We start from the raw sequence: 26,316 nt of genomic DNA, 5'->3' as shown, positions 1-26,316 counted from the left end.
GCTCGCCTTGACGAACGCGAGGCGAGAGAACGTGACGCGCTATAGCGTCGTTTTGTCGCCGCTGGCCGAAGCGGATCTGGAGTCGGTCGCCGATTGGATTGCCGATCAATCCGGTATCAGAACGGCCCGTGGTTTTGTCGATCGTATCGAGCAACGGATCCATTCGCTTCAACATTCCCGGCTCGCGGAACATGACGAGACGATCTGACGCCGGGCTTGCGGTTGATCGGGCTCGAAGCGCGAGTCATGACAAGAAAGTCGTCGTTGAACGCGTGCTTTATGGCGGCCGCGATCTGGATCGGGCTTTTCGCCAGAGCATCGGCTGAAACCAAACCTGATTCGGCTAGAAATTCTCCCCCACCTCGATCCCCTCCGCCCACGCCTTCGCCCGCAGCGCCAACCGCCGCGTGCCGGGCAGCCTCGTCCCGTCCTGATCCTCGATCGCATGGGCCAGCAGCCGCATGCGCTCGTCGAACCAGTTGCCGCCCATTGCGTGCGGGTCGATGGCGAGGATGAGCTGGCCGGTGTCGGGCGGGCCGCCCTTGTCGTCGAGGAAGGACGAGGCCTCGAAAGCGAAATGCGCGCCGACCAGCGCCGCCGCCAGCACCTCGACCATCAGCGCCAGCGTCGCGCCCTTGGCGTCTCCGAGCGGCAGCATCGTGCCGGCGAGCGCGGCTCCCGCGTCCGTCGTCGGCTTGCCGGCGGAATCCAGCGCCCAGCCTTCCGGAATCGCCTCGCCCTTCTGCTTCGCCGCGACGATCGGGCCGCGGGCGACCTTCGACAGCGCCATGTCGACGACCAGCGGCTCGCGGCCGGGCAGCGGCGCGGCGAAGGCGATCGGGTTGGTGCCGAAGACGGGCTTCGCGCCGCCCCAGGGCGCGATCGCGGCAGGCGTGTTGGCGAAGAGCAGTGCGATCAGCCCCTGCCCGGCCAGCCGCTCGACATGCAGGCCCGCCGCACCGCAATGGCTCGAGCGCCGGATCGGGGCCGCGACCACGCCCTGCGCCCGGGCGATCGCCGGCAGTTCGATCACGGCGAGGTCGATCGCCGGATAGGCGAAGCCGTGCGCGGCGTCGATCGCCAGCACGCCGGGTTTCGGCTGGCGCGCGATCGGCACCGCCTTGCCGTCGATCTTGCCGGCCTTCAGCATGGCGAGATAGGTCGGCACCCGCGACAGGCCGTGGCCTTTCAGCCCGTCGGCCTCGGCCATGACCAGCGCCCAGGCGACGGAGGCGGCGTTGGCCGGCGAGGCTCCCGCCTCCGCGAACAGTTCGGTCAGCCTCGCCTCGGCCTCCGTGAACGACAGTCTCATGCCCTGCCCTCCAGCGCCGCCATCACCCGCTCGGCGACGAGGCCGGAGACGCGGCCGTTCGATTCGACCGTGTTGCCGGCGATATGAGGGGTCAGGATCAGGTTGGGCGCGTCCTCGAACAGCTTGCCGCCCTTCCGAAGGGGTTCCTCCGCGAAGACGTCGATCGCGGCGCCGCCGAGCTTTCCGCTTTTCAGCGCCGCGACCAGCGCGGCCTCGTCCATGACGCCGCCGCGCGCGGCGTTGACCAGCACGGCGTCGGGCTTCATCCGCGCGAAGGCCTCCTGGCCGATCAGACCCTTCGTCTCGGCCGTCAGCGGCAGGTGGATGCTGATCACGTCCGCGCTCGAAAGCACGGCGTCGAGATCGAGCTGCTGCGTCGTCTGCCAGGCCGGATGGTCGGTCGGCACATAGGGGTCGTAGGCGACGACCTCCATGCCGAGCAGGCGGGCATGGTTGGCCGCGTCGCGGGCGATCGCGCCGAAGCCGACGAGGCCGAGGCGCTTGCCGGCGATCTCGCGGCCGATCAGCTTCGTCTTGGGGAACTCGCCCGCCACCATCGCGGCATTGGCGAAATAGGCCCCGCGCAGCAGCACCATGGCGCTGCAGATGACGTATTCGACCACCGAGAGGCTGTTGGCGCCGGTCGCGGGAAAGACCTTGATGCCGCGCGCCGTGCAGGCCTCCATGTCGATATTGTCGAGTCCGACGCCGAGCCGGCCGACCACGGTCAGCTTTTTCGCGGCGGCGAGCACGTCGCCTCTCACCTGCGTCTGGTTGCGCACGATCAGGGCAGGCACGGCGGCGACCAGCTTGGCGAGTTCATCCGGCTTGCCGAAGAGGTCGGGGTCGTGATGGACCTTGTAGCGCGCGCTCAGCGTCGCGACCGCGGCCTCGTCCATGAATTCGGTGATGACGATGTCGGTCATGACGCTCCAAAAAATCAGCCCAGCGCCAGCAGGCCGCCGGCCACGAAAGCCAGGATGACGAGGCTCGTACCCGTCACCAGAACGAGATGGCGCCAGCCGAGCCGCGCCATCGCCGCCATCGAGGTGCCCAAGCCCAGCGCCGCGATGGCGATCAGCAGACCCCAGCGCGACGCTTCGAGCAAGGCGCTCCGCAGCGGCAGATAGATCCCGGCCAGCGCCGCCTGGGGCGCGAGCGCGCTGTTCAGCAGGCACAAGCCGAGGAAGACGATGGCGAAGACCGGCACCGGCACTTTCGCGTCGCCTGCCGCCGCGCCGTCGCGGACCAGCCACCAGCCGACGATCAGCACCGCCGGCAGCAGCAGAAAGACGCGAAACAGCTTGACGATGACGGCGGCGTTGGCGGCCTCGTCGGAGACCGACTGGCCCGCGCCGACGACCTGCGCGACGTCGTGGATGGTCGCTCCCAGCATGATGCCGGTCTGCGCCGGAGACAGGTCGAGCCAGGCGCAGAGCAGCGGATAGGCCAGCATCGCCAGCGTCGAGAGCGCATTCATGGCGATGACGGTGAAGGCGACATCCGCCGCCTTGCTCTTGTAGTCGGGCACCACCGTCGCGGTCGCGAGCGCGGCCGACGCGCCGCATACGGCGGTGGCGACGCCGGCCAGCGCGCCCATCCCGGTCTCGCGGCCGAGCCAGCGGGCGAAGACGAAGCCCGATGCGATGGTCAGCGCCATCGAAACCATCACCAGCAGCGCCGTCGTCGCGCCGAGCGCCACGATATCGCCCAACGCGATGCGGAGGCCCAAAAGCGCGATCGCCCAGCGCAGCAGCTTCTTGACGCAGAAGGCCAGGCCCGGCTCGAAGCGGGCGGCGTTGGCGAAGGGATGCAGCAGCATCCCGATGATCAGCGCGACGACGATCGCCGGGATGCCGACGCGGCCGCCGGCCGCCGCCTTCAGCAGCGGCTCGACGACGACCGAGGCGATCGCCACGGCGGTCGACAGCAGGATGCCGGCCGCGAGCGTGCGCCAGGCCACCGGCGAAAACAGGGTCGCGCTGTGTGGCAAGTTGCGGCTCCGGCCCGCGCCCGGCTCAGGCCGAGCGGTACAGCTTCGTCATCGAGTACTCGCGATGGCCCAGCGCCTCGGCCGCCGTCAAGCGCCCATTCGCCGTGCGCACGATGTTTTCGATCAGCGCGTCGCCCGCCTGCGGGATCGTCAGGTCGCGGCGCAGGATGCCGGAAACGTCGACGTCGATATGCTCGGGCATCGTCCGCATCGTCTTGGGGTTGCCGGTGATCTTGATCACCGGGACGATCGGGTTGCCGATGACGTTGCCCTGCCCGGTCGGGAAGGTGTGGACGACATAGCCGCCCGCCGCCATCAGCGTGACGCATTCGGCCGCCGCCGAGGAGGTGTCCATGTAGTAGAGGCCCGGCCCCTTCGCCGGGGCCTCGGCCGGCTGCAGGATGTCGATGAACCTGCACTCGCGGCCGATCTTCTCGAGATTGCCGAGCGCCTTCTCCTCGATCGTGGTCAGGCCGCCGGCGATGTTGCCCTTGGTCGGCTGCGAATCGGACAGGTCGTCGGTCTTGTGGGCCTCGATCACGTCGTCCTGATAGGCCTTCCACATCCTGTACCAGCGCTCGCCGACCTCGGGGGTCGCGGCGCGGGCCTTGCAGAGATGCTCGGCGCCGGTGATCTCCGAGGTTTCGCCGAAGACGCCGTAGACGCCGCGCGGGATCCATTTGTCGTACATGTTGCCGACGGTCGGGCAGGACGACAGCCCCGTCGTGGTGTCGGACTCGCCGCATTTGGTCGAGACCCAGAGCTCCTCGATGCCGCATTTGACGCGTTGCAGCTCGGTCGCCCACTGCACGAACTCCTTCGCGACATAGGACGCCTTCGCGATCGTGGCGATGTCGCCATGCCCCTCGATGCCAAAGCCGACCACCGGCTTGCCGGTCTTGGCGATGCCGTCGACGACGCGCCTGGTCCAGCCATCCTCGATGCCGATGACGACGACGGCCGCGACGTTCGGGTTCGAGCCCGTGCCGATCAGCGTGCGGAAATGGATTTCGAGATCCTCGCCGAACTGGAGCCGGCCATAGGCGTGCGGGATCGCCAGCGTGCCCTTGATGTTGTTGGCGACGGCCTCGCATGCGGCATTGGAGAGATCGTCGAGCGGCAGCAGCAGGACGTGGTTGCGCACGCCGACGCGACCGTTCTCGCGCCGCCAGCCCATGAAGCTGTCGAGCGCGCGCCCGCTCGGGCGCTTGAGCTGCGGCGTCCTGAACTCGGGCGCCTCGATCCTGCGGCCCTTGATGCGGGCGAGCTTGCCCTTGACGAGATCGAAGTTGGCGACGATCGACATGGCGTTTCCTTTGTCTGGTTGGCTCGACCTTGTCGGGAGCCGATGCATGAATCTCGGGAGTCGGTTGTAGCCGTCAGCTCGACCGCCGTGCCAGCCGGTTCACAGGCGCTTGGTGGTCACCAGCGCTTGGTCTTGGCGTTGTGGACGTGAAGATGCTCGCCCTTGCCGACATTGGCGACGGCCTTGCCGATGTCCTGGCCGTATTTCCAGATCGTGTCGCCGGACCTGATGTCCCTGAGCGCGACCTTGTGGCCGATGGGGATGTCCATCTTCGCGGTCAGGCGGAAGTCCGAGTTGTCGTGCGTGACGACGCACAGCATGTCGGTGCCGGCCTTCAGTCCCTCGACCACGACGACGCCGACGGTGTCCCTGGCCTCATGCACCAGGAGATGCGGCTTGCTCATTCTGGTCCCTCCATCGAATGCTGTCCGGCGCATGCCCTCGCAATCGGGGCTCGACGCGCCTGTCGGCAAGTCTTATATAAGACATATGACTGTGCACAAGCGCGAAAACGCAGATCGCCCCGGCCATGCCGACAGGATGGAGCCGCTCGGCTTCCGGCCGCTCTACGCGCAGGTCAAGGCGATCTTCGTGCGTCGTCTCGTCGACGGCGTCTGGGCCCCGGGCGCGGGCCTGCCGAGCGAGGGCCAGCTCGCCGCCGAGATCGGCGTCAGCCAGGGCACGGTGCGCAAGGCGCTCGACGAACTCGCCGCCGAGAACCTGCTGGTGCGCCGTCAGGGCCGCGGCACCTTCGTCGCCGAACATGACGAGCGGCGCATCCTGTTCCAGTTCTTCAAGCTGGTGCCCGACGACGGCGTCGCACGCTTCCCGGACAGCGCCGTGCTGTCGGTGACGGTCGACGAGGCCGATGCGGACGAGCGGCGGGCGCTCGATCTCGGACCCCGCGACGGCGTGATCCGGATCAGGCGCATCCGTTCGCTCGACGCCGCGCCGCTGGTGCTGGAGACGGTGAGCCTGCCGCGCCGTCTGTTCGGGGGCATCGAGGCCGGACCGGTGCCGAACAATCTCTACAGCCTCTATGCGGCGCGCTACGGCGTCACGGTCGCGAATGCCCGCGAGAAGCTCAAGGCGGTCGCGCTCCCGACCGCGGAAGCCACGCTGCTGGCGGTCGCGCCCGGCGCCCCTGCCCTGCAAGTCGATCGTCTCGCGCTGTCGCTCGACGGCGCGCCGGTCGAGCGGCGGCTCAGCCTGTGCCTGACGGAGGGGGCGCACTACCTTTCCGATCTTCGCTGACGGACGGGCACAGCGTCCGTAAGCTACAGACCATCCACGCAAACCGACGCAGATCGGCGCTTCTCGACACAACCGGAGGAACACTCATGATCTTGCAGACGACTCGACGCATCGCGCTGGCCGGCATGCTGGCGCTGGGCATGGCGGGAGCCGCTGCCGCGCAGACCTTCCCGACCAAGCCGATCACCATCATCGTCCCCTTCGCCGCCGGCGGGCCGAGCGACGTGATCGCGCGGCTGCTCGGCGAGCAGATGAGCAAGACGCTGGGCCAGCCGGTCGTCGTCGAGAACGTCGCGGGCGCGGGCGGCACGGCCGGCGCCAAGCGCCTGGCGTCGGCCGAGCCCGACGGCCACACGCTGCTGATCCACCATCTCGCTTTGGCGGCGGCGCCGGCGCTCTACGCGAATCTCGGCTACGACACCAGGACCGACTTCGCGCCGGTCGGTCTCGTCAACACCGGGCCGATGGTGGTCGCGAGCAGGCTCGGTCTGCCGACGACGGACGCGAAGAGTTTCTTCGCCTATGCCAAGGCCAATGCCGACAAGCTCTCGCTGGCGCATGCCGGCGTCGGCTCGAACTCGCATCTCTGCGGCGTGCTGATGTCGCAATTGCTCGGCGTCAGGTTCACCGAGGTCGCCTATCGCGGCACCGGACCCGCCATGAACGATCTCGTCGGCGGGCAGATCGATTTCCTCTGCGACCAGTCGACCTCGGCCGTGTCGCAGATCCTCGGCGAGAAGATCCGCGCCTATGCTGTGACCTCGACCGAGCGGCTCGACGTGCTGCCCGACGTGCCGACCGCGATCGAGACGGGGACGAAGCTGGAGATGACGATCTGGCACGGGCTCTACGCGCCCAAAGGCACGCCGGTCGCCGTGCTCGACAAGCTCAACGGCGCGCTGCGCGCCGCGCTGAAGCAGCAGGCCGTACTCGACAAGTTCAAGGCCTTCGGCACCACCGTTTTTCCCGAGGCCGAATGGACCCGCGAAGCGCACGGCAAGCGCTTCATCGCCGAGATCGACCAATGGGCGGCGGCGCTGAAGGCGGCCGGGATCAAGCCGCAGGGCTGACGATGCGCCAGGTGCGCCGCTCGCCTCATCGGGCCGCGCATGCTACCGGCGGGCGCATGTCAGCCAATCTCGTGCCGCTCGAACACTTCCTCTCGCTGCCCGGGCAGGCGCGCCTGCTCGGCCTCGATCTCGGCGCCAAGACGATCGGACTGGCGCTGTCGGACGTCTGGCGTCGGATCGCGACGCCGCTGGAGACGATCAGGCGGGTCAAGTTCGGCGCGGATGCCGCGGCCCTGCTCAAGATCGCCGAAAAGCACGCGATCGCCGGGCTTGTCATCGGCCTGCCGCTCAACATGGACGGCTCGGCCGGCCCGCGCGTCCAGTCAACCAAGGCCTTCGTGCGCAACCTGACGCCGCTGACCGACCTGCCGATCGCCTTCTGGGACGAGCGGATGTCGACGCAGGCCGTCACTCGAGCCTTGCTCGACGCCGACGCGTCCCGTGCGAGACGGGCGGAGGTCGTCGACAGGATGGCGGCCGCCTACATCCTGCAGGGCGCGCTCGACCGGCTGATGCGCATGGAGCCGGACGAGTTCGGCGACGCGACCGACCAGCCATGAAAAACCCCGCGGGCCCTGAGGCCTGCGGGACTTGACGTCTCAATCGGCGATCTCAGCGATAATTGCGGAAATCATAGGGCTCGCGGTAGTACCCGCGCGGAGCGGCATAATAGGGCTGCGGCGCATAGTAGCGCGGCTCGGCATAGACCGGTGCCGCGTAGTAACCGTCGTCGTAATAGGGATCGGCATACGTCCTGCGGCTCGACGCGATCGCCGCCGCGCCGAGAATGCCGAGGCCGACCGCGCCGGCGATGGCGGCGTTGCGGCCGGCATTGCCGCGATAGCGACGATACTGCGAGTAGTCGGCCGCCGTCGCATCCAGACGCGCGGCATCGAAAGCCGGCTTCGGCGGCGCGGCGAGCGCAGGCGAGACGATGCCGGCGGACACGACGCCGAGCGAGGTCAGACCGATGATGGCTGTCTTCCTGAGCGAGTTCATGACGAACCTCCTATGCCCCGGACGAGCCGGGATTGATCGACACGCTAGGTCCGGGCGGTTGAACGCGGCCTGAACCAATCGCGACGGGATTGCGGCAGGTGCAAGACGTCCCCCCGTCCGGAGCGCTTGCTGGTTCTGAGCGGGCGTGAAAGGGGTACCCGCGATCGCATCAACAACGATGCGCATCCCGATTTGTTCCGCAGCCGCCATGCCCCGCCCCGCGTGGCGCTCCATTTGGAAGCCGACACGTCCTTTCCCATGCTCGATAGCCTGATCGCCGTTTTCCTCGTCATCGCGACAGGCTGGGCCCTGAAAGCGCGCGGCCTCGTCTCACCGGAGCACTGGAACGGGGTCGAGCGCCTGACCTATCAGGTGCTGTTTCCCGCCGTCGTGGTGCATACGCTCGCGCTGGCCGACCTCGGCCGTCTGCCGGTTCTCGCCATGGGCTTCAGCCTCGTGCTCGCGATCCTGATCGTCACCGCGATGCTGCTCGCGTCGCGCCCGCTGCTGGCGCGCGGCGGCGTCGACGGGCCGGCCTTCACCTCGATCTTCCAGGGTTCGGTGCGCTGGAACACCTTCGTGGCGCTGGCGTTGGCGGCGGGGCTCGAAGGCAAGACCGGCGCGACCTTGATGGCGATCGCGGTCGCGGCCATGATCCCGCTGCTCAACGTGATGTGCGTCCTCGTGCTGGCGCGCTATGCCGGCGGCCGCCAGACGAGCGCCTCGACGACCTTGCGCTCGATCGCCTTCAATCCCTTCATCTGGTCTTCCGCGCTCGGCCTCGCGCTGAATCAGGTGCAGTGGCTGCTGCCGGTCGCGGTGACGGGCTTCGTCGACATCCTCGGGCGGGCCGCGCTCGGCGTCGGCCTTCTGGTCGTCGGGGCGGGGCTCGATCTGCGCCGGCTGGCGCAGCCACGCCTCGCCCATGGCGTCGCCTGCGCGTTCAAGCTGGTGCTGATGCCGCTGATCGCCTGGACGCTGGCGAGGCAGTTCGGCCTCGCCGGGCCGGCCCTGACCATGACCGTCGTCGCCGCGGCGGTGCCGACGGCGACCGCCGCCTATTTCCTGGCGCGCGACCTCGGCGGCGACGCGCCGCTGATGGCCGAGATCACGACGCTGGAAACCCTGCTCGCGCTGATCACGCTGCCGCTCGCGGTGCTGCTCCTGACCTGAACGGCACGTGGCGGAACCATATGCACGCTAAGATTGCATTGTTTTCATAAAATGTAGAGTATGTCCGCTGCGGCTTGCGCTTTGCGTCCAAAGGCCGCGGATGCGTGAGGTTGGCGAAAAGATGAGCTCCCGAAAGCGCTTTACCGACCCCGATGGCGGCGATGCGATGCCCGAAGAACAGCCGGATGCTTCCCGAATGCCGGAGCGGATGTGGAAAGCCTCGCCATCTTCGCAGGCGCAGCCGGCGCAAACTCTCGACGACTTGCAACTTGAGGTAGTTCTTTACATCGAGAGCATCAGCGCCGAACTGCGGACGATGGCGCGCGAAAACCGGCTCGAAAGCCTTGCTTATTTTCTGGAGATGGCGCGGATCGAGGCGTCGCTCCAGGTCGAGCGTCGGGCGTTGCGGCTCGACCGCATCTGAGCCTGATCGCTCTTCAACCCCAGGTCGTCGCCTCTCACCGAATATTAAACTCTGGGTTGCATCATTAGCTGATGCAATCCGGAGACGCATCATGACGGTTCACTTCCCCAGCGACGAACTTCGCCCCGACGCATCGCCGGGTGATCCAGCCATGCTCGACGCCGTTTTCGACAGCGCTTCCGCTGCCGCCTGCCGGGCTCAGCATCGCCAGCTCCAGTTCGAGGTTTCGCGCTATATCGAGCTTCTGCTCGGCGAACTCGCGACCATGGCCAAGGCCGCCGAGCTGAAACATCTGCGCTACTTCATCGAGCTCACGCGCCAGGAAGCCCGCGACCAGACGAAGCGCTGCCAGGCCGACGGTTGAGAGGGCGGTCAGGCCTGCCGGCTCAGCAGGCCGCCGGGATGGCGCAGCACGGCCGACGACAGCTCCAGTTCAAGCACGGCGCGGCTGACGTCGCGCGCCGGCATGCCGCTGGCGCGGACGAGATCGTCGAGCGAGATCGGCGCGGTTCCCATCAGTCGCAGCAAGGCGGAGCGGGCATCCTCGCTGGCGCCCGGTGGGGCCGGAGGCTGCGACGGAGCGAACGCCGGCGAAAGGTCGAGTTCCGGAGCCGGCGCCACGTCTGGCAGATCGAGCTCGTCCCAGAGCGATTCCGACCCGCTTGGCCCGCTCTCTTCGCGAGCTCCGCCGAAATCCGGGGAGGCGATCCCGTGGCCGAGCAAGGGCCGCAGCGCCTCGATGACATGGGCGGCCTCGCTGACAAGCGTGGCGCCCTCGCGAATCAGATGGTTGCCGCCCTCGGCGCGCGGATCGAGCGGCGAGCCGGGCACGGCGAAAACCTGCCGCCCCTGCTCGTTGGCGAAGCGGGCGGTGATCAGCGAGCCGGACTTGCGCGCCGCCTCGACCACGACCGTGCCGAGCGAAAGACCCGAGACCAGCCGGTTGCGGCGCGGAAAATCGCGCCCGCGCGGGGCCCAGCCCAGCGGCATCTCGGTCACGGCCGCGCCGCGCCCGATCAGCGCCCGTAGCAGCGGCAGGTTCTGCGGCGGATAGATTTCGTCGAGGCCGCCGGCCAGGACCGCGACGGTGCCGGACTCGATGCTCGCCTGATGGGCGGCTGTGTCGATGCCGCGCGCCAGCCCCGAGACGATGGCGAAGCCGGCGTCGCCAAGATCGCGCGCCAGCCTGGCGGTGAATTTCTGGCCGCCGGCGGAGGCGTTGCGCGAGCCGACCAGCGCGACGCAGGGGCGCAGCAGCACCTCGGCCGCGCCGACCACGGTCAGGAGCGGCGGAGCCGAATCGATCGCCTGGAGGGGCTTCGGATAACCGGCCTCGCCGAGTGCGATGAAGCGCGCGCCCAGCCTCTGCGTGGCGACGAACTCCCGCTCGGCCTCGGACGGCGAGCACAGCTTCAGCTGGCGGCCGGCCTGACGGCCGATATCCGGAAGTGCGTCGAGCGCGGCGGCTGCGCCGCCGAAGCGGTTCATCAGGCTGCGGAAGGTGCGCGGGCCGACGCTTTCGCTGCGGATCAGCCGGAGCCAGTCGAGGCGCTGGCGATCGCTGAGGACGATGCCGGCCATGTGGTTCAGCCCTTCTGGCCGATCTTGCCCTCGCTGCCCTTCAGCAGCCGGGCGATGTTCCCGCGATGCGTGAGCCAGAGCAGGACGGTGAGCGCGGCCATCAGCAGCGCCGCCCTCGGATCGCCGACCCAGAACCAGAGCAGCAGCGGCGTCAGCAGGCTCGCCAGCAGCGCCGAGAGCGAGGAATAGCGGCTGAGATAGGCGACGCCGAGCCAGAGGGCGGCGAAGACGATCGCGATCGAGAACTTCAGGCCGATCAGCACGCCGAGATAGGTCGCGACGCCCTTGCCGCCCCTGAAGCCGAGCCAGACTGGAAACAAGTGCCCGACGAAGGCCCCAAGCCCCGCCAGCAACGCCGCCTCCCGCCCGCCGAGCAGGAAGGCCCCGACCAGGACCGCGGCGGTGCCCTTGAGCATGTCGCCGGCCAGCGTCGCCGCCGCGAGCGTCTTGTTGCCGGTGCGCAGCACGTTGGTCGCGCCGATATTGCCGGAGCCGATGCTGCGCAGGTCCGGCCCGCCGGTCAGGCGCGTCAGCACGACGCCAAAGGGAATCGAGCCGAGCAGATAGCCGATCGACAGGGCCGCCAGGATCGCGGGCCATGACAGGCCCAGAGTCGTCAATTCCGGCATGCCGCCCCTCGTGCCCAACCCACCCGTGAAGCGAGCCTAGCCGTCTTGCGCATCATAGACCACCCGGCCCGCGACCAGCGTCATCCGGACCAGTCCCGCGAGGCGCGCCTCGTCGAAAGGCGAGTTCTTGGCGCGCGATTTCAGCTTGCGCTTGTCGACGACATGGGGCGCGTCGGGATCGAGCAGCATCAGGTCCGCCGGCGCGCCGATGGCGAGCCGCCCGCAGGACAGGCCGATCAGTCCGGCCGGACGCGTCGACAGCGCAGCCAGCAGCACAGGCAGCCCGATCTGATCGGCATGGACCATGCGCAAGGCCGCCGGCAGCAAAGTTTCGATGCCGAGCGCGCCGTCGGCGGCCTCGGCGAAGGGCTGGCGCTTGGTCTCGACATCCTGCGGATCGTGGTCGGAGACGACGACGTCGATGACGCCTTCGGCCAGCGCGGCGATCATGGCGAGGCGTTCGTCCTCGTGACGCAAGGGCGGCGAAACCTTGCAGAAGGTCCGGTATTCGCCGACATCGTTCTCGTTCAGGGTCAGGTTGTTGATCGAGACGCCGCAGGTGATGCGGACCCCGTCGGCCTTGGCGCGGCGCACCAGGTCGGCCGACTCCGCGCAGGAGATCATCGCGGCGTGGTAACGCGCGCCGGTCGCCCGCGCGAGGCGGATGTCGCGCTCCAGCATCACCGTCTCGGCTTCCCGCGGAATGCCCGGCAGGCCCTTGCGGCTGGCGAACTCGCCCTCGTTCATCACGCCGGATCCGCGCAGCTCCGGGTCCTCGACATGGTTCATCAGCAGCGCGTCGAAATCGCGCGCATAAATCATGGCGCGACGCATGAGTTGCGGATTGCGCACCGCCTTCGCGCCGTCCCCGAAGGCGACGGCGCCGGCCTCAAGCAAGAGCCCGAACTCGGTGATCTCCTTGCCCAGAATGCCCTTGGTCAGGGCGGCGCAGGGCAGGACGTTGACGACCGCCTTGTCGCGGGCGCGGCGCTTGATGAAGTCGATGATCGCGGGGTCGTCGATCGGCGGGTCGGTATCGGGCCGGCACACGACGGTGGTGACGCCGCCGGCCGCCGCCGCCTGCGAGCCGCTGCCGAGCGTCTCGCGGAATTCCGCGCCCGGCTCGCCGAGGAAGGCGCGCAGATCGACGAGGCCGGGCGCCAGGACGAGATCGCGTCCGTCGATGAGGCGCACGCCCTCGCCCGGCGTCGGCGCGGCGCCCCAGACGATGTCGGCGATCGCCTCCTCGCGGATCAGGACGGAACCGCGCCCGTCGCGCCCGCTGGCCGGATCGACGAGCCGTGCGTCGAGGATCGCGAGGTCGATGAGGTCAGCCATGCCCGTTCCCGCCCGCGCCGTCACGGCCCTGCTTCTGCGTGAAGACATGCGTCCAGAACGCAACCAGCGCCCAGAACACCATGCAGAGCAGCGCTCCGGCGACGACGATGAACCAGGTCCAGCCGGCGCGCGGATCGGCAAGGAGGAAGCCCGCCGCGACCACCAGATACACCGCCACGAAGACGAAGCGCGCCCGTCGCATCAGCCCGAGAAGCACGGCGATGACGGTGTCCACCGCGCTCACCCATTGGGCAAGTGCTGCGCGAGCGCATCGAGCACGGCCATGCGGACGGCGACGCCCATCTCCACCTGCTCGCGGATCAGCGACTGGGCGCTGTCGGCGACGTCCGAGGATATCTCGACGCCGCGGTTCATCGGCCCGGGATGCATCACCAGCGCGTCCCGCGCCGCGAGGTCGAGCTTGGCGCGATCGAGGCCGTAATAGCGGAAATACTCCTTCGATGACGGCACGAAGGCGCCATGCATCCGCTCGAGCTGGAGACGCAGCATCATCACGATGTCGGCGCCTTCCAGACCCTTCTTCATGTCGGTGAAGACGTCGACGCCCATGCGCCCGATGCCGGCCGGCAGCAGCGTGGACGGGGCGATCAGCCGGACCTTCGCGCCGAGCGCGTTGAGCAGGATGATGTTGGAACGCGCGACGCGCGAATGCAGGATGTCGCCGCAGATCGCGACCGTCAGCCCCATGATCGCACCCTTGTTGCGGCGGATCGTCAGCGCGTCGAGCAGCGCCTGGGTCGGGTGTTCATGCGCGCCGTCGCCGGCATTGACCACCGAGCAGCCGACTTTTCGCGCCAGCAGATTGACCGCGCCGGCGGCGTGATGGCGCACCACGAGGATGTCGGGACGCATCGCATAGAGCGTGGCCGCCGTGTCGATCAGCGTCTCGCCCTTCTTTACGGACGAGGAGGCGACCGACATGTTCATGACGTCGGCGCCGAGCCGCTTGCCGGCGAGCTCGAAGGAAGCCTGGGTGCGCGTCGAGGGCTCGAAGAACAGGTTGATCTGGGTGCGCCCGCGCAGCGTCGCGGTCTTCTTCTCGACCTGTCGCGAAAGCGCGACATAGGCGTCCGCCCGGTCGAGCAGCGCCTCGATATCCAGATGGGACAACCCCTCGATGCCGAGGAGGTGGCGGTGCGGATAATGCGGGGCCGGCGCTGTCATTTGAAGACGGGTGTGTAGGCGTGAGTTGCGGCGCGCGCAAGGCCAAGTCAGTCGCCTTTCGGTTTCGCAATGACGGCAGCAGCGAGCGGAATACAGCGGAGCGGTGTTCGGAATCGCCATGGCGCGCCACAGCCTGAAGAAAGCGCTCGTCGACTGTGACGAGCGGACATGCCTCGGTCAGGGCGAGCGCCAGATAGAAGCAGTCGTAAGCCGGATGCCGGAGCTTGGTCGCAATACTGACTGCATCAGTGCACAAGGGCTCCATCGGCTTGAACGATACGTTGGCGCGCGATGGAACTTCGGCGGCTTCATCGACCAGATCCAGATCGAATTCGCCAGCGCGGATCTTGGTGCGCAACACCTTCGCGCATTCAGCAACGAGAAGTTCTGGCGCGATCAGACGGTTGCTCGTCGCGAGGTCCATAGCCTGCGGCGTTTCCGGTTCATTGATCAGCCATTTCATCGCCACGCTGGCATCGACGACAAAACGCCTCAACGCGCTTCCTCGCGCGACATGCGCAACAAAACCTCCGAAGGAGTATGCTTTCGATCAGCGGTTTTGGCTCGAAGCTCGGCGGCCATTTCTTCAAAGGATGTCGTCGGCTCGGGCGTCAGCACCTCGGCGAGGATCGCCCGATGCTCCGCTTCCATGGAACGGTTGTTGGCCGCGGCGCGACGCTTCAGGCGTCTGACTATCTCTTCGTCCAGTTTGCGGACGTGAAGGCCGGTGACCATCCCGCTTCTCCCTCGCAAGAAGCGCTAGCAGTGCTAGCACGAGCCTTGCCGCCCGTCGACATCGGCGCAACAGCCGGCGCCGTTTGACATCCCGGCGCGCTCTCCCCACTTTCGCCGCCGCGCCCTTCCCGTTATCACCTGCCTCCGCGTCGGGCCGTTTCGGCCGGCACAACTCGTGCCTGCGCAGATTTCGCCATTTTGAGATTGATCAGCCCCATGAAGCTCCTCGTCGTCGAGTCGCCGGCCAAGGCCAAGACGATCAACAAATATCTCGGCTCCGATTACGAGGTCATCGCCTCGTTCGGGCATATCCGCGACCTGCCGGCCAAGGACGGCTCGGTCGAGCCCGAGCACGACTTCGCGATGAAGTGGGAGATCGAGGGGCGCGGCGCCAAGCAGGTCGCCGAGATCGCGCGCGCCGTGAAGGGCGCCGACAAGCTGATCCTGGCGACCGACCCGGACCGCGAGGGCGAGGCGATCTCCTGGCATGTGCTGGAGGCGCTGAACGCCAGGCGCGCGCTGAAGGGCATTCCGGTCGAGCGCGTCACCTTCAACGCCGTCACCAGGGACGCGGTGCAGACGGCGCTGGCCAATCCGCGCCAGGTCGACCAGGCGCTGGTCGACGCCTATCTGGCGCGCCGGGCGCTCGATTATCTCGTCGGCTTCACGCTCTCGCCGGTGCTCTGGCGCAAGCTGCCCGGGGCGCGCTCGGCCGGGCGCGTCCAGTCGGTGGCGCTGCGCATCGTCTGCGACCGCGAGCGCGAGATCGAGGCCTTTCGCGCCCGCGAATACTGGTCGCTGGTCGCGACGCTGGCGACGAAGGCCGGCGGCGTCTTCGAGGCGCGGCTGACCGGCGCCGACGGCAGGAAGATCGCCCGGCTCGATATCGGCGCCGGCGAGCAGGCGCATGCCTTCAAGGCCGCGCTTGACACCGCCGCATTCTCGGTAGCGGAGGTCGAGGCCAGGCCGGTCAAGCGCCACCCCTACCCGCCCTTCCAGACCTCGACGCTGCAGCAGGAGGCCTCGCGCAAGCTCGGCCTCGCGCCTGCCCGCGCCATGCAGCTGGCGCAGCGGCTCTACGAGGGCGTCGACATCGGCGGCGAGACGGTCGGCCTGATCACCTATATGCGGACCGACGGCGTCGACATGGACGGCTCCGCCATCGCCGCCGCCCGCCGCGTCATCGGCCGGGAGTTCGGCGAAGCCTATGTGCCCGGCGTCCCGCGCAAATATACGGTCAAGGCCAAGAACGCCCAGGAGGCGCACGAGGCGATCCGCCCGACCGATCTCGGCCGGCTGCCCGCCATGGTCGCGCGCCATCTCGAACCCGACCAGGCCAGGCTCTACGAGCTGATCTGGAAGCGCACCATCGCGAGCCAGATGGAATCGGCCTCGCTGGAACGCACCACGGTCGACATCGCCGCGACCGTGGCGGGTCGAAACCTCGAACTGCGCGCAACCGGGCAGGTCACCCTCTTCGACGGATTCCTGACGCTCTACCAGGAAAGCCGCGACGACGAAGAGGACGAGGACAGCAAGAAGCTGCCTGCGATGAAGGCCGGCGACGCGCTGGAGAAGCGCGCGGTCGCGGCCGACCAGCACTTCACCGAGCCGCCGCCGCGCTATTCGGAAGCGAGCCTCGTCAAGCGCATGGAGGAGCTCGGCATCGGCCGGCCCTCGACCTATGCCGCGACGCTCTCGACCCTGCGCGACCGCGAATACGTCCGCATCGAGAAGAAGCGCCTCGTCCCCGAGGACAAGGGCATGCTGGTGACGGCGTTCCTGGAGAGCTTCTTCAAACGCTATGTCGAGTTCGACTTCACCGCAAATCTCGAGGAGAAGCTCGACCGCGTCTCCAATGCCGAGATCGACTGGAAGGCGCTGCTGCGCGAGTTCTGGGATGAGTTCGCCAGGTCGATCGGCGACACCAAGGAATTGCGCGTCACCGAGGTGCTGGAGGCGCTGAACGGCGTGCTCGGCGCGCATGTGTTCCCGGCGCGCGAGGACGGCGGCGACCCGCGCGCCTGCCAGGTCTGCGGCGCCGGCACGCTCTCGCTCAAGCTCGGCAAGTTCGGCGCCTTCGTCGGCTGCTCGAACTATCCCGAATGCCGCTATACGCGGCCCCTCACCGTCTCGGCTGCCGATGGCGAGGCGACGGCCGAGGGCGGTCAGGGCGCTCCGGGCGTGCGCGTCCTCGGCAAGGACCCTGCGAGCGGCCAGGACGTGACGATCCGCGACGGCCGCTTCGGTCCTTACGTCCAGCTCGGCGAGGGCGAGAAGCCCAAGCGCTCCAGCCTGCCCAAGGGCATGAGCGCCGGCAGCGTCGACCTCGACAAGGCGCTACTGCTGCTCTCGCTGCCCAAGGAGGTCGCCAGGCATCCCGAGAGCGGCGAGCCGATCCTCGCCGGCATCGGCCGCTACGGTCCTTACGTCCAGCATGGCAGGACCTACGCCAACATCGACAAGGACGACGACATCCTGCAGATCGGCGGCAACCGCGCCATCGACCTGATCGTCGCCAAGGAGAACGGCGGCGGCGGCAGCCGCTTCGGCCGCGGATCGACGGCGCCCGGCCGCGATCTCGGCGAGCACCCGTCCGGCGGCAAGCTCGTGGTCCGCGCCGGCAAATACGGGCCTTACGTCAACTGGGGCAAGGTCAACGCGACCCTGCCCAAGACGCTGACGCAGGAGGCGATCACGCTCGAACAGGCGGTCGCACTCGTCAACGCCAAGGCGGAATCGAGCGGGATCAAGGCTCCGGCCAAGGCGAAGGCCAAGGCTCCGGCCAAGGCGAAGGCCGCCTCGAAGCCGAAGGCCGCGGCCAAGGCGGCGGGCAAGCCCAAGGTCGCGGCAAGGAAGGCCGCCGCCGGGAGCTGACTCCGGCGACGGCCGTTCGATGCCGGCTAAAGCGGCTTGAGTCCGGCCTCGATCGCGGCCCGCCTGCCCTCCAGGAACGGCGGCAGGGCCAGCTTCTCGCCCATCGTCTCGGCCGGCTCGTCGGCGGAGAAGCCCGGCCCGTCGGTCGCGATCTCGATCAGGATGCCATTCGGCTCGCGCAGATAGAGCGAGCGGAAATAGAAGCGGTCGACCTTGCCGCTGTTGGGATAGCCGGCCGCTTTCAGCCGCTCCGCCCAGGCGTCGTAGTCGGCGAAGGTCGGCGTGCGCAGCGCCAGGTGATGCACCCCGCCCGCCCCTTCGCGCGCCTGCGGCAATCCGGGCTCGACCGCGACATGGAGTTCGGCCGCCGGGCCGCCCTCGCCGATCCTGAACACATGAATCTCGCCGGTGGCATGAGCTTCGTCGCGATAGCGACCGACGCGCTCCAGTCCAAGCAGTTGCGTCAGCACGACCTCCGTCCGCTCCAGCGCCGGCGCCGAGATGGTCACCGGCCCGAGCCCGTGGATCTGGTGCTCGGCGGGAACCCCGCTCTTCTCCCATACGGTGAAAGGGATCGCGCCGCCGTCGGCCAGCAGCGTCAGGCGCTGGCCTTCCGGATCCTCGACGTCGAGCGCCATCCGGCCGTTGACCTCGCGGATCGCGGAGGGTCTTGCGCCCGCGGCGAGCAGGCGCGCGCGCCACCACCCAAGCGAGGCCTCGTTCGCGACGCGCAGCGATGTGCGGGTGATGGCGTTCGTGCCGCGCCGCGCCGGCTGGGCCGGCCAGTCGAAGAAGGTCAGGTCCGTGCCGGGCGAGCCGGCGCCGTCGGCATAGAACAGGTGATAGGCCGACACGTCGTCCTGGTTGACCGTCTTCTTGACCATGCGCATGCCGAGAACCTGCGTGTAGAAGCGGTGGTTCCCGGCTGCATTGGCGGTGATGGCGGTGACGTGGTGGATGCCGGTCAGGGTCATTTTCTGGGCTTTCGATCGCAAGCGGTGGCCTATGGTCCGCTTTCAAAGCCTCAGATAGAGAGCCCGCGCCGCCATGACAGCCCTGCCTCGCCAACCGGACCCTTGCAATTCTGCAATGATCCGGTCGACGAGACGCATCTGGCCATTCGCCGGATCAGGGCTTGGGCGTGGATGTCGCCGGCGGAGCCGAGACGTCCGGCGCGGTCGCCTTGTCGGCCGGCGTCGCCGGCGTGGTGCAGTCTTGCGGCTTGGCCTTGCAGTCATAGACCATGGTCGGCGCGGCCGACGGCCCGGATTGCCCGGCCGAGGGCAGGATCATGTTCTGCCCTTTGTCGATCTGGGCGGGATCGGTCGTCGTCGGGCCAAGCCCGGTGTTCGACTGCGGCGCGGCGGCAGGCGGCGATTGCGGCGGGGTCGGCGTCGCCTGCGCCAGCGCGCCGGTCGCGGCCAGCGACAGAAGGGTCGCCGCGAGGGGCGCGCGCAGCAGGCTGGAGGCGGTCGCGAGGCTCGTCATCGTTGAAACCTTTCGGCGGTGCGTCCCGGCGGACGGCGCGCATGAGAACTGACAGCAATGAGAACAGGCCGCGGGCCCGGTTGTTCCGCCTTCAGCCGCGCCCCGTCGCGAGGAAGCGATGGCTCGTCCCTTCGAGAACCAGGCAGGTCAGCACGCCTGAGGCGAAGGCGCGCGTGTCGATGCCGATGCGGTTGGCGCGGATTTCGGGCGCATCGGCCGGGGTGTGGCCATGCACGACGACGCAGCCGTGATCGGCATCGCTGTCGAGGAAGTCGCGGCGGATCCAGATCAGGTCCCGCTCCGCCTGCTCCGCCAGCGGGACGCCCGGCCTGATGCCGGCATGGACGAAGAGATAGTCGCCGCAGGACCAGTGCAGCCTCGTCCCGGCCAGGAAGGCGGCGTGCTCGGGCGGGAGCACGTCGAGCGCAAGGCGGCTCAAGGACAGCCTGTCCGTCTCCAGGGTCGGATCGTCGACGTCGGACAGATCGAGCCCATAGGACAACAGCGTCGCGCGGCCGCCGAACCGGCACCAGTCCGCGAAGGTCGCCGGCATATCGGGCGCGTCGAGCATGTAGGCCTCGTGATTGCCGCGCAGTGTCACGAGTTCGCATTCGCCGGCGCGTGCGATCAGGTGAGCGATGACGCCGCGCGAGTCGGGGCCGCGATCGACGTAGTCGCCGAGCATGACCTGGATGACGCGGCGATCGCCGGCGGAGGCCGCATCCGCGGCGATCATCGCCTCGAGTTCGCGCAGGAGATCGAGCCGGCCATGGACGTCGCCGACGGCATAGATGCGAATGCCGTCGGGAATGACGGGCCTGCGGCCGGCGAGCGGCGGCAAGGCGGAAGCGGTATCCATCGGGCGCTTGTGACGCGTCGCCCGGCCCCGCGCAAGCCGCGCCGCTGCGCGCCGTTCATGACGCCGCGGCGTGGCGGCTCGGCTTGGCCTTGAGCCTGAGTTCTTCCACATCCTGCCGTTCGCGCGGCATATTGCGCATGAGCTGGTCCTGGCCCGGCGCATACTGCACCGGCTGGGCGACATCGACGCCATACCAGGCGGCGGCGCGCAGCACGAAGGACGGGTCGGCGAGATGCGGGCGCCCGAGCGCGACGAGATCGGCCCGGCCCGAGGCGACGATGGTGTTGACCTGGTCGGCCGAGGTGATGTTGCCGACGCACATCGTCGCGACCCTCGCCTCGTTGCGGATCTGGTCGGAAAACGGCGTCTGGAACATGCGGCCATAGACCGGGCGGCTGTCGTTGACGGTCTGGCCGGTCGAGACGTCGATCAGGTCGCAGCCCTCCTCCGCGAAGGCGCGGGAGATCGCGACCATGTCGTCGGGCGTCACGCCGCCGGCCTTCCAGTCGGTCGCCGAGATGCGCACCGACATCGGCTTTTCGCGCGGCCAGGTTTCGCGGAGCGCACGGAAGATTTCGAGCGGATAGCGCAGGCGGTTCTCGACGCTGCCGCCATGGTCGTCGCTGCGCCGGTTCGTCAGCGGCGAGAGGAAGCTCGCCAGGAGATAGCCATGGGCGCAGTGCAGTTCGAGCATGTCGAAGCCGGCGCGCTCGCCGCGCCGCGCCGCCTCGACGAACTGCGCCTTGACCCGCTCCATGTCGGCGCGGTCCATCTCGCGCGGAATCTGGCTCTCCGGATAGTAGGGCAGCGGCGAGGCCGAGAGAATCGGCCAGGCGTCTTGCTCCAGCGGCCGATCCATGCCGTCCCACATGAGCCTGGTCGCGCCCTTGCGACCGGCATGGCCGAGCTGGAGGCAGAATTTCGCCGCCGAATGGGCGTGGACGAAATCGACGATGCGGCTCCAGGCCGCCTCCTGCGCGTCGTCATAGAGCCCGGCGCAGCCCGGCGTGATGCGGGCGTCGGCCGAAACACAGGTCATCTCGGTGACGATCAGGCCCGGGCCGCCGATGGCGCGCGAACCGTAATGCATCAGGTGCCAGTCGCCCGGCAGGCCTTGTTGCGCCGAATACTGGCACATCGGCGACAGCACCATGCGGTTCTCGACCCGCATCGCGCGCAGGCGTAACGGCTGGAAGGCCGGCGGCACGGGCGAGCCGTCCTTGCGCCGCCGCGCCTCGGAGCCGAGTTCGTCGGCGACGAGCCGGTCGATCGCGGCGACGAAGGCAGGGGCGCGCAGAGCGAGATTGTCGTAGGTGATGGCCTTGGAGCGGGTCATCAGTCCGAAGGCGAAGCGCAGCGGATCGAAGTCCCAGAAGCGGCGCAGCTGCTCGAACCAGACCAGCGAGACGTCGGCCGCGTGCTGCGTCTTCTCGACCTCCTCGCGCCGGGTGCGCTCGAACAGCGCCAGCCCCTCCGCGACGTCGAGCTTCGCCTTGCCCATCGCCGCGTGCAGCGCGATCGCGTCCTCCATGGCGAGCTTGGTGCCGGAGCCGATCGAGAAATGCGCCGTCGCCTTGGCGTCGCCGATCAGCACGACGTTGTCGACGACCCAGTTCCCGCAGCGGATCATCGGAAAATTGCGCCAGAGCGAGCGGTTGGTGAAGAGCCGGTGGCCCTGCAGCTCGTCGGCGAAGATGCCCTCCAGGAACGCGGCGGACTCGGCCTCCGTCGTCGCGCCCAGGCCGGCGCGCGCGAAGGTCTCGGGATCGGTCTCCAGCACCCAGGTCGAGCGCCCGGCCTCGTACTGGTAGCAATGGGCGATGAAGAGACCGAACTCGGTCTCCTTGAAGAAGAAGGTGAAGGCCGCGAACGGCCGGGTCGAGCCCATCCAGGTGAAATGGTTCGGCCTGAGATCGGTCCGCGGCTCGAAGCGCTCGCGCCAGCCCTCGCGGATGCGGCTGTTGATGCCGTCGGCGGCGACGACGAGGTCGTAATCGGCCTTCAGAGTCTCGACGTCCGGCGCCTCCTCGCTGAAGCGCAAGGCGACGCCGAGTTCGCGGGCGCGGGCCTGCACGAGCAGCAGCAGCGAGCGGCGCGAGCAGCCGCAGAAGCCGTTGCCGGAGACGCGATGGACGCTGTCCTTGAAATGGACCTCGACATCGTCCCAATATGCGAAATTGTCGCGGATCGCGGCATAGCTCGCCGCGTCGGCCGCCTTGAAGGTGTCGAGCGTCTGGTCGGAGAAGACGACGCCGAAGCCGAAGGTGTCGTCGGCCTGGTTGCGCTCGAACACCGTGACGTCGAGCATCGGCCAGTCACGCTTCATCAGGAGCGCGAAATAGAGCCCGGCGGGCCCGCCGCCGACCACCGCGATGCGCATCTGGAAGCTCCTGTCCGAACCGTCGAGAAATTATTTTAGGTCTGAAATAATTTTATCTCAAGTGGCATGCGCCCGGCTCCCGTTGGCTCACATGGCGAAGCGCCGAATGCGGATTTTGCCCTCTCATCCGCGATTTTGGTGATGTTTTTCCATGGTCTCCCCGCCGCGCAAGCACACTTGCCAAATGCTTTAGACCTAAAATATATTGGCTTCATCGGGAGGCGATGCGGGATGGTCCTGGCCGGGCGGCATGCGGTGGTGACGGGCGGCGGACGCGGCATCGGGCGCGCTGTCGCGGTCGCGCTGCGGGCCGCCGGCGCGCGCGTCAGCATCGTCGGGCGCGACGACGCCGTGCTGGCGGATGCCGTCGCCGCCGGCGCCGCCGACGGCTTTGCGCCTTGCGACGTGCGCGACGAGGCCGCCATGGCGGCCTGCCTCGACAGGCTCGCCGCTGAAAAACCCTTCGACATCGTCGTCGCCAATGCCGGCGCGGTCGAGACCGGGCCGTTCCAGCGCAGCGACGCCGAGCGCTTCCGGCGCATGCATGAGATCAACCTGATCGGCACGATCAACGCCTTCCGCCCGGCTTTGCCCGGGATGGTCGCGCGCGGCCATGGCCGGCTGATCGCCATCGCCTCGACGGCGGGCCATCGCGGCTACCCCTACGTCTCGGCCTATGTCGCGGCCAAGCACGCGGTCGTCGGGCTCGTGCGCTCGCTGGCGCTGGAGACGGCGCGCTCGGGCGTCACCGTCAACGCCGTCTGCCCCGGCTATACCGAGACCGGCATGGTCTCCGACAGCGTCGACGCCATCACGGCCAAGACCGGCATCTCGCGCGAGCAGGCGCTCACCGAACTGGTCAAGGCCAACCCGCAGGGGAGGCTGATTTCGCCGGACGAGATCGCGCAGGCCGTGCTGCATCTCTGCGGCCCCAACAGCGGCTCGGTCACGGGGCAATCGCTCCTGATCAATGGCGGGGAGTTCTGAAGCCATGGTCGATGCAACCCCGGCCGTCCTTGCGAGCATGGCGAAGCAATCCAGAGGGTTGCGCGAGACCTCCGGATTGCTCCGCTGCGCTAGCGATGACGCGCAAGGCCGACGGAAGGCGCGATAGTCCCATGGAAGACTCCTCGCCTGCGCTGGTGCTCGACCGCGAGACCAAGGCCAGCGAACGCCCCGGCGACCACAAGGACGAGCTCAGGCTCTGGCTCCGGCTGCTGACCTGCTCGACGCTGATCGAAACCGATATCCGCAACCGTTTGCGCGAGGAGTTCAGGACGACGCTGCCGCGCTTCGACCTGATGGCGCAGCTCGAGAAATCGACCACCGGCATGACGGTCGGCGAGGTCTCGCAGCGCCTGATGGTTTCCAACGGCAACGTCACGGCCGTGGTCGCCGGGCTGCTCGCCGACGGGCTGGTCGACAAGCGCGCCGCGACGCAGGACCGGCGCGTGCAGGTTCTGACGCTGACGGCGCAAGGGCGGCGCGCCTTCAGGGCGATGGCCGAGCGCCATGAGGGCTGGATCGCCGAACTGTTCGCCGGCCTGAGCGGAGTCGACACCGTCCAGCTCTTCCGCCTGCTCGGCCAGACCAAGATCTCGCTGCACAAGGCGATCGCGCAGCGGGCCGACGACGCCAGCCGTGGAGAGACGCCGTGAGCCTTTCCGTCCAGTCGATCGCCAACGCCACCGCGCTTCCCCTGGCCGGCTTCACGCCGGCGCATTTCCAGCTTTCGGTCAGCGGCAAGGTCGCGACCGTGACGCTGAACCGGCCCGAGAAGAAGAATCCGCTGACCTTCGAAAGCTACCGGGAACTCACGGATTTCTTCCTCGCCGCGCAGAAGGAGGAAGCCGTCAAGGCGATCGTCATCACCGGCGCCGGCGGCAATTTCTCGTCGGGCGGCGACGTCTTCGAGATCATCGGGCCGCTGGTCGCGATGGACACCGGGGATCTCCTGAAATTCACCCGCATGACCGGCGAACTGGTCAAGGCGATCCGCGCCTGCCCGCAGCCGGTGATCGCGGCGATCGACGGCATCTGCGCCGGCGCCGGCGCGATCATGGCGATGGCCTCGGATCTCAGGTTCGGCACGGCGGGGACGAAGATCGCCTTCCTGTTCAACCGCGTCGGGCTCGCCGGCTGCGACATGGGGGCCTGCGCGATGCTGCCGCGCATCGTCGGCCAGGGCCGCGCGGCCGAGTTGCTCTACACCGGCCGCATCCTCAAGGGCGAGGAGGCCGAGCGCTGGGGCTTTTTGAACCGGCTCTGCGCGCCCGAGGCCGTTCTGACGGAGGCGCAGGCGCTCGCGGCGGAACTCGCAGACGGACCGACCTTCGCCAACGCCATGACCAAGCGCATGCTCGAGATGGAGTGGGCGATGTCGGTCGAGAGCGCGATCGAGGCCGAGGCCGTGGCGCAGGCGCTGTGCATGCGGACCGAGGATTTCGCCCGCGCCTACCATGCCTTCGCCGACAAGCGTAAGCCGGTCTTCGAGGGCAACTGAGATGGCTGGCTCTGCTGCCCTCGGCATCGGCATTCTCGGCGATACGCTCGCCTGGCCCTTCTTCGAGGAGCGCCACCGCGCCTTCGCCGCCGAGCTGACCACCTGGGCCGATTCCTATCTGCCCGACCTGCCCCATACGGAAGTCGACGCCGCCTGCCGCGCCCGCGTCGCGGCGCTGGGCCAGGCCGGCTTCCTCAAAGCAGTCGTGCCGGAGGCCTATGGCGGCTCGGGCAAGACGCTCGACGTGCGCACGCTCTGCCTCGCCCGCGATATCCTCAGCAGCCGCGACGGGCTCGCCGATTTCGCCTTCGCCATGCAGGGGCTCGGCACCGGCTCGATCACGATCGCCGGCTCGGAGGAGATGAAGGCGCGCATCCTGCCGGGCGTCCGCGCCGGCACGCGGATCGCCGCCTTCGCGCTGTCGGAGAAGGAAGCGGGCTCCGACGTCGCGGCGATGGCGACGACGGCCGTGCCCGACGGCAACGACCATGTCCGCATCGACGGCGAGAAGAGCTGGATCTCGAATGGCGGCATCGCCGATCACTACGTCGTCTTCGCCCGCTCGGGCGAGGCGTCCGGCGCGCGCGGGCTGTCGGCCTATCTGGTCGAGGCCGACAATCCGGGCCTGAGCGTCACCGAGCGCATCGACGTGATCGCGCCGCACCCGCTCGCGACCCTGCGCTTCGAGGCCTGCCGCATTCCGGCGGAAAACCGCATCGGCGCTCCCGGCGACGGCTTCAGGGTCGCGATGGCGACGCTCGACATCTTTCGCTCGACGGTCGGCGCGGCGGCGCTCGGCTTCGCGCGGCGGGCGCTGTTCGAGACGGTCTCGCATGCGAACGGACGCAAGCTGTTCGGCGGCACGCTCGGCGATCTGCAGCTTTCCCAAGCCGCCATCGCCGACAGCGCCTGCGAGGTCGATGCGGCGGCGCTCTTGGTCTACCGGGCCGCCTGGACCAAGGACAAGGGCGCGGCGCGCGTCACCCGCGAGGCGGCGCTGGCCAAACTCGCCGCGACGGAGAACGCCCAGAAGGTCATCGACCGCGCCGTCCAGATCTTCGGCGGCCTCGGCGTGACCAAGGGCGTCAAGGTGGAGGAACTGTACCGGGAAATCAGGGCGCTGCGCATCTACGAGGGCGCGAGCGAGGTCCAGAAGGTCGTGATCGCGCGCGACCTGCTGAAGGCCGGGAGCGAGCGGGCCGGGAGGTGA

The 26,316-nt window shown here is 68.5% G+C and carries 28 protein-coding genes and 1 pseudogene; 12 read left to right on the top strand and 17 right to left on the bottom strand.

Annotated elements, in window-relative coordinates; all coding sequences use genetic code 11:
- Positions 1-31 precede the first annotated feature (31 nt).
- Positions 32-208 carry a type II toxin-antitoxin system RelE/ParE family toxin gene (locus AC1RRW_RS18860; protein WP_492902739.1) on the top strand — a complete coding sequence of 59 codons (177 nt, stop codon included), beginning with the start codon at positions 32-34 and terminating at the stop codon, positions 206-208.
- Positions 209-343: 135 nt separating this feature from the next.
- Here the strand turns inward: AC1RRW_RS18860 and AC1RRW_RS18855 are convergent, their stop codons facing one another.
- From AC1RRW_RS18855 to AC1RRW_RS18835, 5 genes are all read right to left on the bottom strand, one after another.
- Positions 344-1,312, bottom strand: a complete 969-nt coding sequence (locus tag AC1RRW_RS18855; RefSeq protein WP_492902737.1) for an Ldh family oxidoreductase — start codon at positions 1,310-1,312, stop codon at positions 344-346.
- A complete protein-coding gene (locus AC1RRW_RS18850; protein ID WP_492902736.1) occupies positions 1,309-2,238 on the bottom strand; it encodes a hydroxyacid dehydrogenase in 930 nt (309 codons plus the stop codon). The genes AC1RRW_RS18855 and AC1RRW_RS18850 overlap by 4 nt, the downstream gene beginning before the upstream one ends.
- A gap of 14 nt (positions 2,239-2,252) precedes the next feature.
- Complete coding sequence (locus AC1RRW_RS18845; protein WP_492902734.1) at positions 2,253-3,305, bottom strand: YeiH family protein; 1,053 nt, start codon at positions 3,303-3,305, stop codon at positions 2,253-2,255.
- 25 nt (positions 3,306-3,330) lie between these two features.
- On the bottom strand, positions 3,331-4,482 hold the full coding sequence (locus AC1RRW_RS18840) for a UxaA family hydrolase (protein WP_492902802.1): 1,152 nt from the start codon (positions 4,480-4,482) through the stop codon (positions 3,331-3,333).
- Between the two features lie 245 nt (positions 4,483-4,727).
- Entirely contained in the window at positions 4,728-5,015 is a 288-nt protein-coding gene (locus AC1RRW_RS18835; protein WP_492902732.1) for a UxaA family hydrolase, read from the bottom strand.
- Between the two features lie 85 nt (positions 5,016-5,100).
- Here AC1RRW_RS18835 and AC1RRW_RS18830 point away from each other — a divergent pair, with 85 nt between their 5' ends.
- The 3 genes from AC1RRW_RS18830 to ruvX all read left to right on the top strand — a co-directional run bounded on the left by AC1RRW_RS18830 (position 5,101) and on the right by ruvX (position 7,495).
- Positions 5,101-5,865 (top strand): GntR family transcriptional regulator, encoded by a 765-nt coding sequence (locus tag AC1RRW_RS18830; protein WP_492902731.1) that lies wholly within the window; start codon positions 5,101-5,103, stop codon positions 5,863-5,865.
- A gap of 86 nt (positions 5,866-5,951) precedes the next feature.
- Entirely contained in the window at positions 5,952-6,935 is a 984-nt protein-coding gene (locus AC1RRW_RS18825; RefSeq protein WP_492902729.1) for a tripartite tricarboxylate transporter substrate-binding protein, read from the top strand.
- Positions 6,936-6,991: 56 nt separating this feature from the next.
- A complete protein-coding gene (ruvX, locus tag AC1RRW_RS18820; RefSeq protein WP_492902727.1) occupies positions 6,992-7,495 on the top strand; it encodes a Holliday junction resolvase RuvX in 504 nt (167 codons plus the stop codon).
- Positions 7,496-7,547: 52 nt separating this feature from the next.
- On the opposite strand, the gene AC1RRW_RS18815 is transcribed toward ruvX, so the two are convergent.
- Complete coding sequence (locus tag AC1RRW_RS18815) at positions 7,548-7,934, bottom strand: hypothetical protein (protein WP_492902725.1); 387 nt, start codon at positions 7,932-7,934, stop codon at positions 7,548-7,550.
- A 258-nt stretch (positions 7,935-8,192) separates the two neighbouring features.
- Here AC1RRW_RS18815 and AC1RRW_RS18810 point away from each other — a divergent pair, with 258 nt between their 5' ends.
- From AC1RRW_RS18810 to AC1RRW_RS18800, 3 genes are all read left to right on the top strand, one after another.
- The gene (locus AC1RRW_RS18810) at positions 8,193-9,107 is read left to right on the top strand and encodes an AEC family transporter (RefSeq protein ID WP_492902723.1); all 915 of its coding nucleotides are present in this window, start codon (positions 8,193-8,195) and stop codon (positions 9,105-9,107) included.
- 100 nt (positions 9,108-9,207) lie between these two features.
- On the top strand, positions 9,208-9,531 hold the full coding sequence (locus tag AC1RRW_RS18805) for a hypothetical protein (RefSeq protein ID WP_492902721.1): 324 nt from the start codon (positions 9,208-9,210) through the stop codon (positions 9,529-9,531).
- Between the two features lie 91 nt (positions 9,532-9,622).
- Entirely contained in the window at positions 9,623-9,895 is a 273-nt protein-coding gene (locus AC1RRW_RS18800) for a hypothetical protein (protein WP_492902719.1), read from the top strand.
- 8 nt (positions 9,896-9,903) lie between these two features.
- Here AC1RRW_RS18800 and dprA read toward each other — a convergent pair whose 3' ends face one another.
- The 7 genes and pseudogenes from dprA to AC1RRW_RS18765 all read right to left on the bottom strand — a co-directional run bounded on the left by dprA (position 9,904) and on the right by AC1RRW_RS18765 (position 14,999).
- Positions 9,904-11,103, bottom strand: coding sequence for a DNA-processing protein DprA (gene dprA / locus AC1RRW_RS18795; protein ID WP_492902800.1), 1,200 nt, complete (start codon positions 11,101-11,103; stop codon positions 9,904-9,906).
- Positions 11,104-11,117: 14 nt separating this feature from the next.
- Positions 11,118-11,741, bottom strand: coding sequence for a glycerol-3-phosphate 1-O-acyltransferase PlsY (plsY, locus tag AC1RRW_RS18790; RefSeq protein WP_492902717.1), 624 nt, complete (start codon positions 11,739-11,741; stop codon positions 11,118-11,120).
- Positions 11,742-11,777: 36 nt separating this feature from the next.
- Positions 11,778-13,079 (bottom strand): dihydroorotase, encoded by a 1,302-nt coding sequence (gene pyrC, locus AC1RRW_RS18785; RefSeq protein WP_492902715.1) that lies wholly within the window; start codon positions 13,077-13,079, stop codon positions 11,778-11,780.
- On the bottom strand, positions 13,072-13,314 hold the full coding sequence (locus AC1RRW_RS18780) for a hypothetical protein (protein WP_492902714.1): 243 nt from the start codon (positions 13,312-13,314) through the stop codon (positions 13,072-13,074). The genes pyrC and AC1RRW_RS18780 overlap by 8 nt, the downstream gene beginning before the upstream one ends.
- A gap of 5 nt (positions 13,315-13,319) precedes the next feature.
- Positions 13,320-14,264, bottom strand: coding sequence for an aspartate carbamoyltransferase catalytic subunit (locus tag AC1RRW_RS18775; protein ID WP_492902713.1), 945 nt, complete (start codon positions 14,262-14,264; stop codon positions 13,320-13,322).
- A gap of 193 nt (positions 14,265-14,457) precedes the next feature.
- A pseudogene (locus tag AC1RRW_RS18770) lies at positions 14,458-14,688 on the bottom strand (type II toxin-antitoxin system VapC family toxin); the annotation flags it as partial.
- Between the two features lie 68 nt (positions 14,689-14,756).
- Positions 14,757-14,999, bottom strand: coding sequence for a FitA-like ribbon-helix-helix domain-containing protein (locus tag AC1RRW_RS18765; protein ID WP_492902712.1), 243 nt, complete (start codon positions 14,997-14,999; stop codon positions 14,757-14,759).
- Between the two features lie 216 nt (positions 15,000-15,215).
- On the opposite strand from AC1RRW_RS18765, the gene topA reads away from it, so the two are divergent.
- Positions 15,216-17,876 (top strand): type I DNA topoisomerase, encoded by a 2,661-nt coding sequence (gene topA / locus AC1RRW_RS18760; protein ID WP_492902710.1) that lies wholly within the window; start codon positions 15,216-15,218, stop codon positions 17,874-17,876.
- Between the two features lie 26 nt (positions 17,877-17,902).
- Here the strand turns inward: topA and AC1RRW_RS18755 are convergent, their stop codons facing one another.
- From AC1RRW_RS18755 to AC1RRW_RS18740, 4 genes are all read right to left on the bottom strand, one after another.
- The gene (locus AC1RRW_RS18755; protein WP_492902708.1) at positions 17,903-18,850 is read right to left on the bottom strand and encodes a ring-cleaving dioxygenase; all 948 of its coding nucleotides are present in this window, start codon (positions 18,848-18,850) and stop codon (positions 17,903-17,905) included.
- Between the two features lie 154 nt (positions 18,851-19,004).
- Positions 19,005-19,364: a hypothetical protein gene (locus tag AC1RRW_RS18750; protein ID WP_492902706.1), complete on the bottom strand. Its 360-nt coding sequence runs from the start codon at positions 19,362-19,364 to the stop codon at positions 19,005-19,007.
- Between the two features lie 91 nt (positions 19,365-19,455).
- Positions 19,456-20,223 (bottom strand): metallophosphoesterase, encoded by a 768-nt coding sequence (locus AC1RRW_RS18745; RefSeq protein ID WP_492902704.1) that lies wholly within the window; start codon positions 20,221-20,223, stop codon positions 19,456-19,458.
- Between the two features lie 55 nt (positions 20,224-20,278).
- Entirely contained in the window at positions 20,279-22,603 is a 2,325-nt protein-coding gene (locus AC1RRW_RS18740) for a bifunctional salicylyl-CoA 5-hydroxylase/oxidoreductase (protein WP_492902703.1), read from the bottom strand.
- Positions 22,604-22,834: 231 nt separating this feature from the next.
- On the opposite strand from AC1RRW_RS18740, the gene AC1RRW_RS18735 reads away from it, so the two are divergent.
- The 4 genes from AC1RRW_RS18735 (at position 22,835) to AC1RRW_RS18720 (ending at position 26,316) form a co-directional block, all read left to right on the top strand.
- On the top strand, positions 22,835-23,590 hold the full coding sequence (locus AC1RRW_RS18735; RefSeq protein ID WP_492902701.1) for an SDR family NAD(P)-dependent oxidoreductase: 756 nt from the start codon (positions 22,835-22,837) through the stop codon (positions 23,588-23,590).
- Positions 23,591-23,721: 131 nt separating this feature from the next.
- Positions 23,722-24,261 (top strand): MarR family winged helix-turn-helix transcriptional regulator, encoded by a 540-nt coding sequence (locus AC1RRW_RS18730; protein ID WP_492902699.1) that lies wholly within the window; start codon positions 23,722-23,724, stop codon positions 24,259-24,261.
- Positions 24,258-25,106: an enoyl-CoA hydratase family protein gene (locus tag AC1RRW_RS18725; RefSeq protein WP_492902697.1), complete on the top strand. Its 849-nt coding sequence runs from the start codon at positions 24,258-24,260 to the stop codon at positions 25,104-25,106. Before AC1RRW_RS18730 ends, AC1RRW_RS18725 begins: the two co-directional genes overlap by 4 nt.
- 1 nt (position 25,107) lies before the next feature.
- On the top strand, positions 25,108-26,316 hold the full coding sequence (locus AC1RRW_RS18720; RefSeq protein ID WP_492902695.1) for an acyl-CoA dehydrogenase family protein: 1,209 nt from the start codon (positions 25,108-25,110) through the stop codon (positions 26,314-26,316).

This window comes from Allobosea sp. GW821-FHT12C12 (assembly GCF_058807355.1).
The sequence above is the reverse complement of the archived record's forward strand: the minus strand, read 5'-3'. Positions and strand labels throughout refer to the sequence as shown.